Genomic DNA, 18,045 nt, shown 5'->3' on the forward strand with positions numbered 1-18,045 from the left:
GAAGGAGAAAGACAGATGCAATTAACAGGAGCAGAAATCGTGATCGAATGTTTGAAAGAGCAGGGAGTGGATACTGTATTTGGATATCCGGGAGGTGCGATTTTAAATGTATACGATGCGTTATATAAACATAGCGATGAGATTTGTCATATATTGACTTCCCACGAACAGGGAGCTGCACATGCAGCAGACGGATATGCAAGAGCAACCGGGAAAGTAGGTGTCTGCCTTGCAACAAGTGGACCGGGAGCCACGAATCTTGTGACCGGGATTGCGACGGCGTATATGGATTCCATTCCAGTAGTGGCGATTACCTGTAACGTAGGTGTTTCCCTGCTTGGAAAAGATAGTTTTCAGGAAATAGATATCGCAGGCATTACAATGCCGATTACAAAGCACAATTATATCGTCAAAGATGTCGATAAATTGGCGGATACGATTCGAAAAGCGTTTTTGATTGCAAGGACAGGAAGACCGGGACCAGTTCTGATCGATATTCCGAAAGATGTGACTGCAAATCTGAGTGAATATCAAAAAGTAGAAATTGACGTCACAGATATTCAGAGAAAGAAAATCGATGAAGATGAGATTGAAACAGCGGTGAAAATGATTCAGAGAGCCAAGAAACCATATATTTTTGTGGGTGGCGGGGCAGTTTTGTCAGGAGCAAGTGAGTCTTTAGTGGAATTTGCACATAAAATTGATGCGCCTGTGGCGGATTCTCTGATGGGAAAAGGAGCATTTCCGGGAACAGATGAGCTGTACTCTGGAATGCTTGGAATGCATGGAACGAAAGCGTCGAATTTTGGAGTGAGCCAATGTGACCTTTTGGTCGTGGTCGGTGCAAGGTTCAGTGACCGTGTGACTGGAAATGCAAAGAAATTTGCACATCATGCGAAAATTCTGCAAATTGATATTGATCCGGCAGAAATAGATAAAAATATTCTCACAGATGCGAGTGTGACCGGAGATATCAAAGAAGTTCTGATAATCCTGAATGAAAAGGTGGAACAGCAAAGTCATGAGGAATGGAAACAGCAGATTGAGGAATATAAAGAAAAACATCCTCTGACGTATCATCCGGAAGGACTTACAGGACCGTATATTGTGGAAGAAATATACAGACAGACTAACGGAGACGCAATCATTACAACAGAAGTCGGACAGCATCAGATGTGGGCTGCACAATTTTATAAATACACAAAACCGAGAACGTTTTTAACTTCGGGAGGTCTTGGGACAATGGGCTATGGACTTGGCGCTTCGCTCGGAGCAAAGATGGGGATGCCGGACAAGACCGTGGTCAATGTTGCCGGAGATGGATGTTTCCGAATGAATATGAATGAGATTGCAACAGCGGCAAGATACAATATTCCGATTATTCAAGTCGTGGTAAATAACCATGTACTTGGCATGGTGCGTCAGTGGCAGACGCTGTTTTATGAAAAGCGTTATTCTGCAACCGTGTTAAATGATGCGGTAGACTTTGTAAAATTGGCAGAAGCAATGGGGGCGGTCGGAATACGTGCGGCGACACGGGAAGAGTTTCAAAAAGCTTTCCAGGAGGCGCTGGCTATGGGGAGACCGGTTGTGATTGACTGCCAGATCGACAGTGATGAAAAAGTATGGCCGATGGTTGCACCAGGGGCTGCGATCAGCGAGGCATTTAGTGAAGAAGATTTAGAAAAATAAAAATGAAGTGGAGGAATAAAAAATGAGCAGAGTGTATAATTTTTCAGCAGGACCGGCAGTATTGCCAGAAAGTGTTCTAAAATCAGCAGCAGAAGAGATGTTAGATTACAAGGGATGCGGAATGTCGGTTATGGAGATGAGTCATAGATCGAAAGCATTTGAGGAGATTATCAAAACGGCGGAGTCGGATTTAAGAGAGCTCATGCATATTCCGGATAACTATAAAGTGCTGTTTTTGCAGGGAGGAGCGTCACAGCAGTTTGCGATGATTCCGATGAACTTGATGAAAAACAAGGTGGCGGACTACATTGTGACTGGACAATGGGCAAAAAAAGCATACCAGGAAGCAGCAAAATATGGTAAGGTCAATAAAATTGCTTCTTCAGAAGATAAAACATTTTCTTACATACCAGATTGTTCAGATCTTCCAATCTCAGAAGATGCAGACTATGTGTATATTTGTGAAAATAATACGATTTATGGAACCAAATTTAAGGAACTGCCAAATACAAAAGGAAAGACACTTGTAGCCGATGTATCATCCTGCTTTTTATCAGAACCGGTAGATGTCAGCAAATATGGAATTATTTATGGTGGTGTACAAAAGAATATCGGACCTGCAGGTGTAGTTATTGTGATTATCCGCGAAGATTTGATTACAGAAGATGTGCTCCCGGGAACACCTACGATGCTCACATATAAGACACATGCTGATGCAGATTCTCTTTACAACACTCCGCCTGCTTATGGAATTTATATCTGTGGAAAAGTATTTCAGTGGCTGAAAGAGATGGGTGGTCTGGAAGCGATGAAAGAGAGAAATGAAAGAAAAGCAAAGATTCTTTACGATTTTCTTGATCAAAGTAAATTGTTCAAAGGAACAGTGGAAAAGAAAGATCGCTCTCTTATGAATGTGCCGTTTGTTACAGGAAGTGACGAGTTAGATGCAAAATTTGTAAAAGAAGCAAAGGCGGCAGGACTTGAGAATTTAAAAGGTCACAGAAGTGTTGGAGGTATGAGAGCAAGTATCTATAATGCGATGCCGGAAGAAGGCGTTCAGGCACTGGTGGACTTTATGAAAAAATTTGAGGAGGAGAATCTGTAGATATGTATAAATTTCATTGTTTAAATCCAATTGCAGAAGTAGGCTTAAACCAGTTTACAGGCGAGTATGAAGCTGAAGGAAAGTTAGAAGGTGTAGACGCAGTGCTTGTGAGAAGCGCTGCAATGCATGAGTTGGAATTTGATAAAGAGTTAAAAGTAATCGCACGTGCAGGAGCAGGCGTGAATAACATTCCACTTGACAGATGTGCAGAAGAAGGAATTGTTGTATTTAATACACCGGGAGCAAATGCAAATGGTGTAAAGGAACTTGTGATTGCAGGTATGCTGCTCGCATCCAGAGATATTATCGGGGGAATCAACTGGGTGCAGGAGCACGAAGAAGACGGTGATGTGGCAAAACATGCGGAGAAACAAAAAAAGGCATTTGCGGGCTGTGAATTGGAAGGAAAGAAACTTGGAGTGATCGGTCTTGGCGCAATTGGTGTTCTCGTTGCAAACGCAGCAGCTCATCTTGGCATGGATGTATACGGTTATGACCCTTATATTTCGGTAGATGCAGCCTGGAAATTATCAAGAAATATTTACCATGCAAAAACAGTGGATGAATTGTATAAAGAATGTGATTACATTACAATTCATGTTCCGGCACTGGAGAGCACAAAAGGAATGATCAATAAAGATGCGATCAGTTTGATGAAAAAAGATGTGGTTGTATTGAACTTCGCACGAGATGTGCTTGTGAACGAAGAAGATATGATCGACGCACTGGAAAGCGGAAAGGTGAAACGGTATGTCACAGATTTCCCGAATCCATTGGTAGCAGGCGTGAAAGGAACGATTGTGATTCCGCATTTAGGGGCATCTACAGAGGAATCGGAGGATAATTGTGCAAAGATGGCAGTAAAAGAAGTGATGGATTTCCTGGAAAACGGGAATATTAGAAATTCTGTCAACTATCCGAACTGCGATATGGGATACCGTGATGGAAAGACAAGAATCACGATTCTCCATCACAATGTACCGAATATGATTGGTCAGTTCACAACCTTGCTTGCAGAGGCAGGAGTGAATATTTCTGACATGACAAATAAGAGTAAGAAGGAATACGCTTATACGATGATTGATATTGAAGGCGGATTGAACGAAGAGATTAAAGAAAAATTGGGCACGATAAAGGATGTTTTAAGAGTTCGTGTGATTGAATAGGAAAAAGGCTGCAAGTTCAGAGATGGATTTGCAGTCTTCTTTTTTTACAACAAAATTGTAGCAAAACGTAGCAAATACGTAACATTTTTTTAAGGGGTTCTTAAGGGCAGAAACATTGCAATACAAACAGAAGTGGACTATAATAAATTTTGCAAACAAAAGTAGGAGTACGAGTGATATGTTTAGGGTGAGAAAAGGAATAAGGTACAGAAGAAGAAAAAAGATTGCAGTTGGGATTGTATTGGTTACAATATTGCTTATCTTGTTAGGGGGACTGATTTTTAGAATCGCAAAGAGAACGATTCCGGAAGTGATTTTAAAAGTGAAAAATGTGTCAATTCTTCAAGATGAGGAGATTCCGCAGATTCAGGCTGCCGCTTCTTGTAAGGACGAAAAATACAGTGAGAAAGAACTGGAAAAAGGATATACTGTGAAAGATTTTGTGAAGGATTTGAATGCGGGGAAAGGATATCGGCTAACATATGAGATTGATCAGACAAAAGAAGGAGAGTATCCAATTACCATTTCTTTTGAAAAAGATTTGAAGAAAAAAATAGATAAGAAATGGAGAAAAAAGCTAAAGGTTCAGGTGAAAAACGGCACTTGCCAAGTTAAGAATAAATACGGGACTTGGGAAGATAAAAAATTTAAAAAGTGGGACGGTACCTATGCGGCATCAGAATTTGTTCTTTCAAAAGAGAAGACATATTACATAGATGAGAATGGAGAGATGGTAACAGGATGGAAAGATATCGATAATTTCCGCTATTTTTTCGATGAGAATGGAGAGATGAGTATTGGTTGGAAAGAGACAAAGGAAGGTACTTACTATTTTCAGGAAGATGGGAAGATGAGTGTTGGCTGGCAAAAGATAGGGGAAGATACTTATTACTTTGACAAAGAGGGAAAGATGCTGACAGGAAAGCAGAGAGTATTTCAGTTGGACTGCGTATTTGGCAAAGATGGGAAATTACAGTCAAAGGCGAGCAAGGTGGATCCGGAGAAACCGATGGTTGCGTTGACATTTGATGATGGACCGGGAAAATACACGGATTCTCTTTTGGATAAATTGGAGGAGTATGGTGCAAGGGCTACCTTCTTTATGGTTGGAACGAATGCGGCGAAGTATCCGGATACCATTAAGCGAATGGAAGAGATTGGATGCGAAATTGGTAATCATACGACGAATCATAAAAATCTCGTCAAACTAGATGATGCAAGTGTCAAAGAAGAGATTCAGTCTACAGATGCAGCGATTGCGGCAGCAGTGGGACATGGAGCAAGTCTGTTGCGTCCGCCGTTTGGCTCTTATAACGACAAGGTGAAGAGTTTGGCAGGAAAGCCGGTCATCATGTGGTCTTTAGATACGCTTGACTGGAAGAAAAAGGATGCGGCATTGATTAGAGATTACGTCCTTGAGACGGTCAGTGATGGAGATGTGATTTTGCTTCATGATATACATGACTTTTCCGTAAATGCGGCATTTGAGTTAATCCCAAAACTGATTGAACAAGGATATCAGCTGGTGACAGTGAGTGAGCTTGCAGAAGCAAGAGGAATCTCGCTGGAAAATGGAGTGCGTTATTCACAGTTTTATAAACAATAGAAAAAGCTTGTAAGTATGTTTGAGGTACTTACAAGCTTTTGCTTAATTATTGTTGATCTTTCTGATGTTTTTCAAGCAATTTATGAATCTTATCGGTTGGATTCATGACAGAACCGATGGTAATGTCATGATTCAAAGAATCAATGATAAGTGCAAGGAATTTGCTCATATCTGCCATAACAAAATATGGTTTTTCATATAATTCGGATGGAAGGTATGTCAAGTTCGTTGTAATGACACGATCGATGTAGCCTTTTTCGTAATAATCGTCAAATTTTGCAAAGCCATCTGTAAATAATCCAAAGGTTGTGCAGACAAATACACGGTTAGCGCCGCGTTCTTTAATCTGTTTTGCAACATCTAACATACTTTCTCCGGAAGAAATCATATCATCGATAATGATTGCATTCTTTCCGGCAAGATCATCACCTAAAAATTCATGTGCCACGATTGGATTTTTTCCATTTACAATTGTAGAGTAGTCGCGACGTTTGTAGAACATACCCATATCTACGCCTAAAACGTTTGAAAAATAAACGGCACGGTGCATAGCGCCTTCATCCGGACTGATGATCATCAGGTGATCCTTGTCCACTTTCAAATCCGGCTCTGCGCGGAGCAAAGCTTTCATAAACTGATATGGCGGTGTAAAGTTATCGAATCCTTTGAGCGGAATTGCATTTTGTACACGTGGGTCGTGCGCATCAAATGTGATGATATTCGATACACCCATTGCTGTAAGTTCTTCTAATGCAAATGCACAGTCAAGAGACTCTCTCTTTGTCCGTTTGTGTTGACGACTTTCATACAAGAATGGCATAATAACGTTGATGCGGCGTGCTTTTCCGGTAGCAGCCGAGATAATACGTTTTAAATCCTGATAATGGTCATCTGGTGACATGTGGTTTTTATGTCCGTTTACAGAGTATGTAAGGCTGTAGTTACATACATCTACCATGATGAATAAGTCTGTGCCGCGGATGGATTCGCGAAGCATACCTTTTGCTTCACCTGAACCAAAACGAGGGCACGCGCTGTCGACTAAATAGTTCTCCAGACGGTAATTTGCAATTGAAGCGGAATCCGGCCATTTTTCAACTGCATTCTGGCGAAAGGAAACGATGTAGTCATTTACTTTTTGACCAAGTTCTTTGCAACTATCCAATGCGGCTATTTTAAGAGGAGCAATTGGAAGTGCTTTTTCTAATAATGTGATATTTGCCATAGGGGCCTCCATAAAAATAAATTCTTTTAACATACCCATATTAGCAAAAAAAATCATTTGCTTCAAGAATTTCATGTGGAAATTGCTTTTTTTCGAAAAATTTAGTATGATAGAGATTAGAATTAGTATAAATAGTAATTAATAGGAGAAAAAATATGAGTAAACCAATTGTAGCAATCGTCGGAAGACCGAATGTAGGGAAGTCGACATTATTTAATGCACTGGCGGGAGAGATGATTTCCATCGTAAAAGATACGCCGGGTGTGACAAGAGATAGAATCTATGCAGAAGTAACATGGCTGGATAAAGAATTTACAATGATTGATACCGGAGGAATCGAACCGGACAGCAAAGATATTATTTTATCGCAGATGAGAGAACAGGCTCAGATTGCCATTGATACAGCTGATGTCATTGTTTTTATTACAGATGTGAGACAGGGACTTGTAGATGCAGATTCCAAGGTTGCAGATATGCTAAGACGCTCCGGAAAGCCGGTTGTGCTTGTTGTCAATAAAGTGGACAGCTTCCAGAAGCTTATGCCGGATGTGTACGAATTTTATAATTTAGGAATCGGTGACCCAATCCCGATTTCGGCAGCATCCAGACTTGGTATCGGTGATATGCTTGATGAAGTAGTGAAATTCTTCCCGGAGGGAAATGCGACGGAAGAAGAGGATGAAAGACCAAGAATTGCAATTGTGGGTAAACCAAATGTTGGAAAATCTTCTATTGTCAATAAATTGCTTGGTGAGAACCGTGTGATTGTATCCGATGTTGCAGGCACGACACGTGATGCAATTGATACTGCAATCAAATATCATGGAAAAGAATATGTGTTTATTGATACAGCAGGTCTGCGAAGAAAGAATAAGATTAAAGAAGAGCTGGAGCGATATAGTATCATTCGTACTGTGACAGCGGTGGAACGTGCCGACGTTGTCTTAATGGTGATCGATGCGGTAGAAGGAATCACAGAGCAGGATGCAAAGATCGCCGGAATTGCCCATGAAAGAGGAAAAGGAATTATCATTGTTGTCAATAAATGGGATGCGATTGAGAAACATGATAAGACAATGTACGAGTATGAGAAAAAGATTCGTCAGACATTGGCGTATATGCCATATGCAGAGATTATGTATGTGTCTGCAGCGACAGGACAGCGCCTGAACAAGCTTTATGAGATGATTGATGTCGTGATGGAGAATCAGACGCTTCGTGTGGCTACAGGTGTTCTCAATGAGATCATGGCAGAGGCAGTTGCGATGCAGCAGCCGCCGTCGGATAAAGGAAAGCGTTTGAAATTGTACTATATTACACAGGTAGCGGTAAAACCGCCGACATTTGTTATCTTTGTGAATGATAAGGAATTGATGCACTTTTCATATACAAGATATTTGGAGAATAAGATTAGAGAAGCGTTTGGCTTTAAGGGAACTTCACTGAAATTTTTCATCCGCGAGCGAAAGGAAAAGGAGCGTTAGTAGTATGGAACGTTTGATTTGTGTTGTAATCGGATATCTGTTTGGCTTGTTTCAGACAGGGTACTTTTATGGAAAATTAAAACACATTGACATCAGACAACATGGAAGCGGCAATGCCGGGACGACAAACGCTCTCAGAACGTTAGGATGGACCGCGGGGGCAATCACCTTTTTGGGCGATTGCCTGAAATGTGTTGCAGCAGTTGCAGTTGTGTACTGGCTGTACGGCTCTACACATGATAATATCAGTCTGCTTGCAATGTATGCCGGGATGGGCGCAGTACTTGGACACAATTTTCCCTTTTATTTAAAATTCAAAGGAGGAAAAGGAATTGCGGCGACAGCAGGATTGATTCTTGCTACGAATCCGATTATGATGCTGATTGCGGCTATTGTATTTATTTTGGTTGTGGCAGTGACCCGATACGTTTCGTTGGGGTCACTTATTCTAGTGGTATTGTTTTTGGCTGAAGTGATTGTGTATGGTCAGATGGGAGGATTTTCTCTGACACAGCCAGAATTATATGAAATGTATATGATTGCGTTTGTTTTGATGCTGATGGCATTTTACAGACATCGTGCAAACATCAAGCGTCTTTTGAACGGGACGGAAAATAAATTTGGAGCAGACAGGAAAACGAAATAGAGGCAGGAGGATATGGCATGGCAAAAGCAGGCATCATGGGAGCCGGAAGCTGGGGAACAGCGTTGGCGTTATTACTGTATAAAAATGGGCATGAGGTTACTTTGTGGTCAATCAACAATGACGAGGTAGAGGAATTAAAAAAAGAAAGGGAACACAAGAGCAAATTGCCGGGGGTGAAGATTCCAGAAGATTTGAGGATTACAAACAGTATGGAAGAAGCCGTTGCAGAGAAGGATTTTGTTGTCCTTGCAGTACCTTCACCATTTATCCGAAGCACAGCGAGAAATATGAAGCCGTATGTGGTTAAACATCAAAAGCTTATCAATGTGGCAAAAGGAATTGAGGAGACGACGCTTAAGACCCTTTCGGAACAGATTGAGGAAGAACTTCCGATGGCGGATGTAGCTGTGTTATCAGGACCGAGTCATGCAGAGGAAGTGGGCAGAGGACTTCCGACAACATGTGTTGTAGGCGCGAAGACAAAAGAGACAGCTGAATATCTTCAGAAGATGTTTATGAACGAAACATTCCGTGTGTATACAAGCCCGGATATTCTCGGAATAGAGGTAGGTGGAGCACTGAAAAATGTCATTGCACTCGCGGCTGGAATTGCGGATGGTCTCGGATACGGTGATAATACAAAGGCGGCGCTTATCACTCGTGGAATTGCGGAGATTGGAAGACTTGGTATCCAGATGGGCGGTAAGATGGAAAGCTTTACCGGACTTACCGGAATTGGAGATTTGATCGTGACCTGTGCAAGTGTACACAGTCGAAACCGAAAAGCCGGATACCTGATTGGACAGGGAAAGACGATGCAGGAAGCAATGGACGAAGTAAAGATGGTCGTGGAAGGTGTTTATTCTGCGAAGGCAGCAATGAAACTTGCAGAAAAATATGAGGTGTCCATGCCGATCATTGAGCAGGTAAATCAAGTGCTCTTTAAAGGAAAAGATGCCGCAAAGGCAGTTAACGAATTGATGTTAAGAGATGGAAAAATTGAACATAGTGACTTGCCGTGGGAGTAAAAGGAATTAAAAACAAGAGAATATAGTACATATCAAACCAATTGGCTGCATACACTGTACAAGTGAATAGCAGGAGGGATCATATGGAAGTATTCGATGTTTATAAAGATATACAGGCGAGAACCAACGGAGAAATTTATCTTGGGGTGGTGGGACCGGTAAGAACCGGAAAATCTACTTTTATCAAACGATTTATGGACTTGTTAGTTTTGCCAAAGATAGAGGATGAACATAGTAGACAGCGGACAAAAGATGAGTTGCCTCAGTCTGCATCCGGGAAAACAATCATGACGACGGAACCGAAATTTGTACCGAAAGAGGCAGCGGAAATTTCACTCATGGATGATGTGACAGTAAAAGTACGCCTGATAGACTGTGTCGGCTATATGGTGAAAGGTGCGGCGGGACACACAGAGAATGAGGAAGAACGCCAGGTAAAGACACCGTGGTTTGACTATGAGATTCCATTTACAAAAGCAGCAAGCATTGGAACACAGAAAGTGATTCATGATCATGCCACGATTGGAATCATAATCACAACAGACGGAACAATCTGTGATCTTAAGAGAGAGAATTATATCGAGGCAGAAGATAAGACAATCCGGGAACTGCAATCTATCGGGAAACCGTTTGTCGTACTTGTAAATTCAAAAAGACCATATGGGGAAGAGGCAAAGCAGGCGGCGGAAAGTATAAGGCAAAAGCATGGGGTTACGGCGATGGCGCTTAACTGTGAACAACTGCGGGAGGAGGATATTCACCGGATCATGGAAAATGTACTGTTTGAATTTCCTATTTCGGAAGTGGAGTTTTATATTCCAAAGTGGGTGGAGATGTTGTCTCGGGAACATAAGATCAAAGCGGATCTGCTTTGGCATATAAAAGAGATGATGAAAGATTTTTCGGAAATCAAAGATGCGGTAAGAGGAATAGCAAGACCAGACAGCATGTACATAAAAGAGATGAAGGTAGATGATGTGGCGTTGGATACCGGATGTGTAAAAGTACGGATTCAGGTGGCGGATAATTATTACTACGAGATGTTAAGTGAGTTGACTGGAACGTCTATTGAAGGAGAATACGAACTGATCCGTACGATGAAGGAGATGGCGGCTCTTCGCAAAGAATATGAAGGCGTAAAAGATGCGATGGAATCGGTAAAAATGAAGGGTTATGGCGTGGTGAGCCCGAGAAAAGAAGAAATCCAATTGGAGGAACCGGTTATTATCAAGCAGGGGAATAAATATGGTGTGAAAATTCATTCCGAAGCACCGTCGATTCATATGATCCGGGCAAATATAGAGACGGAGATTGCACCGATTGTGGGCAGTGAGCAGCAGGCAAATGATTTAGTCAATTATATCAAAGATGCAAGTGCAACAGAAGAAGGTGTGTGGGGCACTAACATTTTCGGAAAATCCATTGAAGAGCTTGTGACGGATGGCATGCGTAATAAGCTTATCGCAATCAACGATGAGAGCCAGTCGAAATTGCAGGATACAATGCAGAAAATTGTAAACGACAGCAATGGGGGAATGGTTTGTATTATCATTTGAGATAAAGCTCTTGACGTTTGCGGCAATAAAAGTAAAAAAACACACTTAAAGACGGGGGAAAAAAGTTTTCTCCCGTCTTTAAGTGTGTTATACTATAAAAACAGGAGGATGAAAAAGATGATTCGTTTTAATTGTGATTATAATGAGGGAGCACACCCTCGTGTTTTAGAGGCACTTGTAAAAACTAATATGGAGCAGACACCGGGATATGGTGAAGATCCATATTGCGAAAAGGCAGCAAAAGTAATCAAGGATTTGTGTAAAAAGGAAGATGCAGCAGTGCATTTTCTTGTGGGAGGCACACAGGCAAATCTGACGGTAATTTCATCAATTCTTCGCCCGTATCAGGCAGTGCTTTGTGTGGAAGAAGGTCATATCAATGTGCATGAGACAGGAGCTATTGAGGCATGTGGGCACAAGGTAATGACAGTTTCGGGGAAAGATGGAAAGATTGATGCAGAACAGATTAAAGAAGTATATACACAGCACTGGTCCGACAGTTCACATGAACATATGACACAGCCAAAGCTTGTGTATATTTCCAACCCGACAGAACTTGGAACGATGTACAGCAAGGCGGAACTGGAAGCAATACGAAATGCATGCAATGAATGTGGGCTGTATTTGTTTTTAGACGGTGCAAGACTTGGATATGGGCTGATGGCAGAAGGAAATGATCTGACATTGGAAGTATTGGCAGAGAATTGTGATGTGTTTTACATCGGCGGAACGAAGGTGGGAGCATTGTTCGGAGAAGCGGTTGTTATCTGCAATAAAGCGCTTCAGGAAGATTTTAGATATCTGATCAAGCAGAAGGGTGGTATGCTTGCAAAGGGAAGATTGCTGGGAATCCAGTTTTTAGAACTTTTAAAAGATGGCTTGTATTTTGAAATCGCAGGGCATGCAATCCGAATGGCAATGATCCTGAAAAAAGGACTTGAGGAAGCCGGATATTCATTTTTCATCGACAGTGAAACCAACCAGCAGTTCGTGATTGTGTCTGATGAAAAATTGGAACAGCTGAAAGAAAAATATGCATATACATATCAGCAGCGATACGATGCGACATCCAGCGTGATTCGTCTTTGCACAAGCTGGGCGACAAAAGAGGAAGATGTTTATCAATTACTAGAGGATATGAGGTAGGGAGACAAAAGATGCGTGAAAAGCTGACACATTTTGATGAAAAAGGAAATGCAGTGATGGTAGATGTCTCAGAAAAAGAGGTGACATCAAGAGTCGCGGTGGCGTCTGGAAAGATCCGTGTCAATGCAAAGGTGATGGAGGCGGTTAAAAAGGGTACTTCCAAAAAGGGAGATGTGCTTGGGGTGGCACGTGTGGCGGGAATCATGGCGGTCAAGCAGACGGCGAATCTGATTCCAATGTGTCATACACTTCTGATCAGCAAATGCGAGATTGCCTATGAGATTTCAGAAGATACTTTGGAAATTCTGGCAAGATGTACTGTGAAAGTAGAAGGGAAGACCGGAGTTGAGATGGAAGCGCTGACCGGAGTCAGTGTCACGTTGTTGACGATTTATGATATGTGCAAGGCAATTGATCGTACCATGGAATTGTCAGAGATACATTTGGAAGAAAAAAAAGGCGGAAAAAGCGGACATTTTAGGAGGGAAAATAATATGAGAGTTGCAATTATAACAGCAAGTACTTTAGGATACAAAGGGGAAAGAGAAGACAAAAGCGGACCATATATTAAAAAAGTCGTAGAAAATGCAGGATTTGAAGTAAAGGTGATGAAGGTGCTTCCGGATGACCGCAGGATTTTGGGAGAAGTGATGAAACGGCTGGCAGACAGTAATATTGTCGACTTAATCATCACGACAGGTGGAACTGGATTTTCAGAAAGCGACGTAACACCTGAGGCGACGTTGGATATTGTAGAGCGACAGGTGCCTGGAATACCGGAGGCAATGCGTGCCTACAGTATGCAGTTTACAAAACGGGCAATGCTGTCAAGGGCCGCGGCTGGAATCCGCAAACAGACATTGATCGTAAACTTTCCGGGAAGTCCGAAATCTCTGAAAGAATCACTGGAATATATTTTGCCTGAACTAATACACGGCGTAGAGATTTTACAGGGAATTGCGAAAGAGTGTGCAGCTCCAAAGGAAGCGTAAAAGATGAAAAAGATTGAGACAAAAGATGCGGTAGGTCATGTGATTTGTCATGATATTACAATTATTGTAAAAGATCAGATTAAAGATACTGCATTTCGAAAAGGACATATTGTGCGGGAAGAAGATATTCCCAAACTGTTATCTATTGGAAAAGACCATCTTTATGTGTGGGAGAAAGAAGAGGGAATGCTGCACGAGAATGAGGCGGCAGAGATTCTGGCATCTGTATGCGAAAGCGCATATATGAAGCGGAGCCCGGTAAAAGAAGGAAAGATTGAGTTGTCGGCAACACAGAGAGGACTTTTTCAAATTGATTTGGAAAAGCTTTCTGCCATCAATGAGCTGGAAGATATCATGATTGCATCCAGACATCATAACCAGCCGGTGAATGTCGGGGACAAACTGGTTGGGACAAGGGTGATTCCGCTGGTCATTTCGGAAGAGAAGATGAAGCAAGTTAAAGAAATCGGTGGAAAAGAGCCATTATTTCGGATTTTACCATATAAGCGAAAAACAGCCGGAGTGGTGACGACTGGAAATGAAGTGTACTATGGGCGGATACAGGACACATTTACTCCGGTTATTCGAGAAAAACTGAAAGCATATGATGTGGAAGTGTTGGTTCATAAAACCGTACCGGATAAAAGAGAAAAGATTGTGGAAGCAATTCGGGAGATAAAAGGCAAAGGAGTAGATATGGTACTTTGTACCGGAGGAATGAGTGTCGATCCGGATGATATGACACCGAGTGCAATCAAAGAAAGTGGAGCGCAGATTATTTCCTACGGGGCTCCGGTTCTTCCGGGGGCGATGTTCCTGCTTGGCTGTTTTTCGGATGGAACACCGGTTATAGGACTGCCAGGATGCGTGATGTATGCAAAAGCGACCATTTTTGATTTGCTTCTTCCACGGATACTTGCAGATGTACCGATTACGAAGAAGGATTTGGCAAAGATGGGAGCAGGAGGCTTATGTCTTGGCTGCGATATCTGTACGTATCCGAACTGTGGATTTGGAAAAGGAGTATAGAGATTTATGGGAGTTGTGAGAGCTGTTTGTATCAGTGAAAAGAAAGGAACAGAAAAGCAAAATGTACATAAGGCAAAGCTGGTTGCGGATTCTGGTCTGAAAGGAGATGCGCATGCAGGTAACTGGCATAGACAGGTGAGTCTGTTGTCTTATGAGCAGATAGAAGCGTTTCGGCAAAGAGGGGCACAGATAGAATTCGGTGCGTTTGGAGAGAATCTTGTCGTAGAGGGATTTGATTTAAAAACCCTTCCGATTGGAACAAGATTTCGCTGCAACGATGTGATTCTTGAGATGACGCAGATAGGAAAGGAATGCCATCACGGGTGCAGGATTTTTCAGACGATGGGAGACTGCATCATGCCAAGAGAAGGTGTGTTTGCAGTTGTAATTCACGGCGGGGAGATTTCAGAGGGTGACTGTATAGAGATTTTGACAGATAAGGAGGAGTAAATGAAAATCACATATATTTCACACAGTGGGTTTGCGGTGGAACTGGAAAACCATATTTTTCTGTTTGATTATTACAAAGGGGAGATACCAAAGTTTGATCCGAAAAAAAGTATAGTTGTATTTGCAAGCCATGTCCATCATGATCATTATGTAGAAGAAATTTTTGAATTGAGAGAACAATATCCGGATGTGCACTATGTTCTGTCTTCGGATATTCGAAGGTCAGCGAAAAAAATTTTGGAAGAAAAGCAAATCGAAGCTCAGGTCTCTTTTTTGAGAATCCATCAGGAGCTTGAACTGGGAAAGGTGCGGATTCAGACTTTGAAGTCAACAGATGCAGGTGTTGCTTTTTTGGTGGAGTGCGAAGGAAGAACAATTTACCATGCAGGAGATTTAAATTGGTGGCATTGGGAAGGAGAGCCGGATGCGTATAATGAACATATGAAGATGGCATATCTGAAGGAAATTGAAAAATTGAAGGACACACCGATCGATGTGGCATTTGTGCCCGTAGATCCAAGGCTTGGCGAGCAGTATTATTATGGAATAGATGGATTTGCAAAACGGGTGGATGCAAAAGCATTGATTCCGATGCATTGCTGGGGGGACTATACAGTTTGTGAAAAACTGATGCATCAGGAGGAGACAAAGGAGTATCGAGAGCGGATTTATCCGATCACAAAAGAAGGAGAGGAAATATGTCTCAAGATATCATAGTCGTAGCAGGATTGTTTGCTGTTCTTGCCGGCATTTGGGTGGTGAACATGGTAAGTCGTAAAAATCGAATGGGATGTATACAGGCAATGCTGAAAGAAGAGTGGGGCAGTGGACATCCAAAAGAATATACATATGAGGAATTTGAATGGATTTCACATTATTACAAGAACCGACAGGAGAGAAGATGTGCCAAAGGGGCGTTTATCGATGATATCACATGGAATGATCTGGAGATGGATGATGTATTCTTAAAGTTAAATCATACTTATTCCAATATTGGCGAGGACTATTTGTATGATCTTTTGAGGAGACCACAAACGGAGGAATCTGTGCTGAGAGAGCGAGAGCGTCTGATTACTTATTTTGCAGAGCATGAAAAAGAACGCAGAATTTTTCAGACCAAATTCTATGAAATTGGGAAATTATTAAAAGTTCCGGTCAGTGATTATATTTACCGTTTATCTGAAGTGAAAAAGAAAAGCAACACACCGCACTATCTGGCGATTGGAGGGATTTTTGCCGCCATTGTTTTGGCAATTTTCAACATTACTGCCGGAGTGATTGCGTTACTTGTGGTGATGGGTGTAAATATCAACAGTTATTATAGAGAGAAGAAAGAAATCGAGGCGTATATCAGTACATTTTCTTATATCATGAAACTGCTTGATATCAGCGATCAGTTTGAACATGTTGATATTCCTGAAGTGGAACAATATGTGCAGGAGATTATCAGAGCAAAGAAACAGTTTGGCAAGTTCAAAAAGGGTTCCTCTTTGGTGGTGTCCGGACGGCATATGGGAGCATCTGTTACAGAATCCATCATGGATTATTTCCGTATGCTGTTTCATGTGGATTTAATTAAATTCAATTCGATGCTGGAAGAGTTTCAAAAAAATTTGGATGCGATTGAGTGTATGATGGAAAATCTTGGACTTTTGGACAGTATGATCGCAATCGCCTCTTATCGGGAGTCATTGTCATATTATTCTGTGCCGGAACTTGTGAAGCAGGAAAAGGCATTTTTAGAAAGTGAAGACATGTATCATCCTATGCTTGAGAATCCGGTTGCAAATACGATCAAAGAAGAACGAGGCGTGTTGGTGACGGGCTCCAATGCATCTGGAAAATCAACATTTTTAAAGACGGTGGCAATCAGTGCGGTTTTTGCACAGACGATCCACACCTGCCCGGCAAGACAGTATCGCGCCTGCTATTTTCAGATTTATTCATCTATGGCGCTCAAAGATAATCTTCAGGGGAATGAGAGCTACTACATTGTGGAAATCAAATCTTTAAAAAGAATCTTGAACCGCGTAGAGGAGAAGACACCGCTCTTATGTTTTGTGGATGAGGTGCTTCGGGGAACGAACACGATTGAGCGTATTTCAGCATCGGCTCAGATTTTAAAGAGTCTGGCAAAAGTGCATGTAATGTGTTTTGCGGCAACACATGATATTGAGTTGACACATCTTTTGGAAGAGTTTTATAGTAATTATCATTTTCAGGAAGAGGTAAAAGAAAATGATATTTTGTTTAATTACATGTTGTACAGAGGAAGAGCGGTATCCAGAAATGCTATTAAGCTGCTTGGGATTATCGGATATGACGGGGAAATTATCAAAGAGGCTGAGAAGACGGCAGAGAATTTTGTAAATACCGGAATATGGAGTTTGTAGAGAAAGTGAGAGCGATATGAAAGTAAAGATTTATACAGATGGTGCGGCACGAGGAAACCCGGATGGACCGGGAGGATACGGCACTGTGTTGGAATTTATAGATTCAAAAGGGCAGCTTCATACAAAAGAGTTGTCCTGCGGATATAAGAAGACGACGAACAACCGTATGGAATTGATGGCGGTGATCGCAGGGCTGGAGGCGTTGAACCGTCCCTGTGAGATTGAGTTATATTCGGATTCAAAATATGTGGTCGATGCATTTAATCAGCACTGGATTGATGGCTGGCTGAAAAAAGGCTGGAAACGCGGAAAAAACGAACCGGTCAAAAATGTGGATTTGTGGAAACGATTATTAAAGGCGAAAGAACCGCATCAGATTACGTTTATTTGGGTAAAAGGACATGATGGACATCCGCAGAATGAGCGCTGTGATACACTTGCAACGACAGCGGCGGACGGCGGAAATCTTTTGGATGATGTAATCGGGGGATAAAAGTACTTTACAAGTTTTGAAGAAAATGATAAAA

16 protein-coding genes are annotated in these 18,045 nt (G+C 41.8%); 15 read left to right on the forward strand and 1 reads right to left on the reverse strand.

Annotation, left to right across the window (positions count from 1 at the left end):
* The first annotated feature begins 15 nt into the window (after positions 1 to 15).
* From ilvB to BQ5364_RS07060, 4 genes are all read left to right on the forward strand, one after another.
* A complete protein-coding gene (gene ilvB / locus BQ5364_RS07045) occupies positions 16 to 1,692 on the forward strand; it encodes a biosynthetic-type acetolactate synthase large subunit (RefSeq protein WP_004612339.1) in 1,677 nt (558 codons plus the stop codon).
* Positions 1,693 to 1,714: 22 nt separating this feature from the next.
* Positions 1,715 to 2,797, forward strand: a complete 1,083-nt coding sequence (gene serC, locus BQ5364_RS07050; protein WP_004612340.1) for a 3-phosphoserine/phosphohydroxythreonine transaminase — start codon at positions 1,715 to 1,717, stop codon at positions 2,795 to 2,797.
* 2 nt (positions 2,798 to 2,799) lie between these two features.
* On the forward strand, positions 2,800 to 3,963 hold the full coding sequence (locus BQ5364_RS07055) for a phosphoglycerate dehydrogenase (RefSeq protein ID WP_004612341.1): 1,164 nt from the start codon (positions 2,800 to 2,802) through the stop codon (positions 3,961 to 3,963).
* 178 nt (positions 3,964 to 4,141) lie between these two features.
* Entirely contained in the window at positions 4,142 to 5,569 is a 1,428-nt protein-coding gene (locus tag BQ5364_RS07060; RefSeq protein ID WP_022250287.1) for a polysaccharide deacetylase family protein, read from the forward strand.
* A gap of 46 nt (positions 5,570 to 5,615) precedes the next feature.
* Here BQ5364_RS07060 and BQ5364_RS07065 read toward each other — a convergent pair whose 3' ends face one another.
* The gene (locus tag BQ5364_RS07065) at positions 5,616 to 6,794 is read right to left on the reverse strand and encodes a ribose-phosphate pyrophosphokinase (RefSeq protein ID WP_022250286.1); all 1,179 of its coding nucleotides are present in this window, start codon (positions 6,792 to 6,794) and stop codon (positions 5,616 to 5,618) included.
* Between the two features lie 155 nt (positions 6,795 to 6,949).
* Between BQ5364_RS07065 and der the strand changes: the two genes are divergently transcribed.
* The 11 genes from der (at position 6,950) to rnhA (ending at position 18,011) form a co-directional block, all read left to right on the forward strand.
* Positions 6,950 to 8,278 carry a ribosome biogenesis GTPase Der gene (gene der / locus BQ5364_RS07070; protein WP_022250285.1) on the forward strand — a complete coding sequence of 443 codons (1,329 nt, stop codon included), beginning with the start codon at positions 6,950 to 6,952 and terminating at the stop codon, positions 8,276 to 8,278.
* Between the two features lie 4 nt (positions 8,279 to 8,282).
* Positions 8,283 to 8,924, forward strand: a complete 642-nt coding sequence (gene plsY / locus BQ5364_RS07075; protein WP_004612345.1) for a glycerol-3-phosphate 1-O-acyltransferase PlsY — start codon at positions 8,283 to 8,285, stop codon at positions 8,922 to 8,924.
* Positions 8,925 to 8,941: 17 nt separating this feature from the next.
* Complete coding sequence (locus BQ5364_RS07080; protein WP_004612346.1) at positions 8,942 to 9,952, forward strand: NAD(P)H-dependent glycerol-3-phosphate dehydrogenase; 1,011 nt, start codon at positions 8,942 to 8,944, stop codon at positions 9,950 to 9,952.
* 83 nt (positions 9,953 to 10,035) lie between these two features.
* The gene (gene spoIVA / locus BQ5364_RS07085) at positions 10,036 to 11,508 is read left to right on the forward strand and encodes a stage IV sporulation protein A (protein ID WP_004612347.1); all 1,473 of its coding nucleotides are present in this window, start codon (positions 10,036 to 10,038) and stop codon (positions 11,506 to 11,508) included.
* Positions 11,509 to 11,616: 108 nt separating this feature from the next.
* Entirely contained in the window at positions 11,617 to 12,654 is a 1,038-nt protein-coding gene (locus BQ5364_RS07090; RefSeq protein WP_004612348.1) for a threonine aldolase family protein, read from the forward strand.
* An 11-nt stretch (positions 12,655 to 12,665) separates the two neighbouring features.
* Positions 12,666 to 13,646, forward strand: coding sequence for a bifunctional molybdenum cofactor biosynthesis protein MoaC/MoaB (moaCB, locus tag BQ5364_RS07095; RefSeq protein ID WP_004612349.1), 981 nt, complete (start codon positions 12,666 to 12,668; stop codon positions 13,644 to 13,646).
* A 3-nt stretch (positions 13,647 to 13,649) separates the two neighbouring features.
* Positions 13,650 to 14,675, forward strand: coding sequence for a molybdopterin-binding protein (locus BQ5364_RS07100; protein WP_004612350.1), 1,026 nt, complete (start codon positions 13,650 to 13,652; stop codon positions 14,673 to 14,675).
* Positions 14,676 to 14,681: 6 nt separating this feature from the next.
* Positions 14,682 to 15,125: an MOSC domain-containing protein gene (locus BQ5364_RS07105; protein ID WP_004612351.1), complete on the forward strand. Its 444-nt coding sequence runs from the start codon at positions 14,682 to 14,684 to the stop codon at positions 15,123 to 15,125.
* Positions 15,126 to 15,842: an MBL fold metallo-hydrolase gene (locus BQ5364_RS07110; RefSeq protein ID WP_004612352.1), complete on the forward strand. Its 717-nt coding sequence runs from the start codon at positions 15,126 to 15,128 to the stop codon at positions 15,840 to 15,842. It begins immediately after the preceding gene.
* Positions 15,824 to 17,518, forward strand: a complete 1,695-nt coding sequence (locus BQ5364_RS07115; protein WP_004612353.1) for a MutS-related protein — start codon at positions 15,824 to 15,826, stop codon at positions 17,516 to 17,518. Before BQ5364_RS07110 ends, BQ5364_RS07115 begins: the two co-directional genes overlap by 19 nt.
* Before the next feature lie 16 nt (positions 17,519 to 17,534).
* Entirely contained in the window at positions 17,535 to 18,011 is a 477-nt protein-coding gene (gene rnhA, locus BQ5364_RS07120; RefSeq protein ID WP_004612354.1) for a ribonuclease HI, read from the forward strand.
* Positions 18,012 to 18,045 lie beyond the last annotated feature (34 nt).

Origin of the sequence: Coprococcus phoceensis, from assembly GCF_900104635.1 — a bacterium.
GTDB classification, from domain to species: domain Bacteria; phylum Bacillota; class Clostridia; order Lachnospirales; family Lachnospiraceae; genus Faecalimonas; species Faecalimonas phoceensis.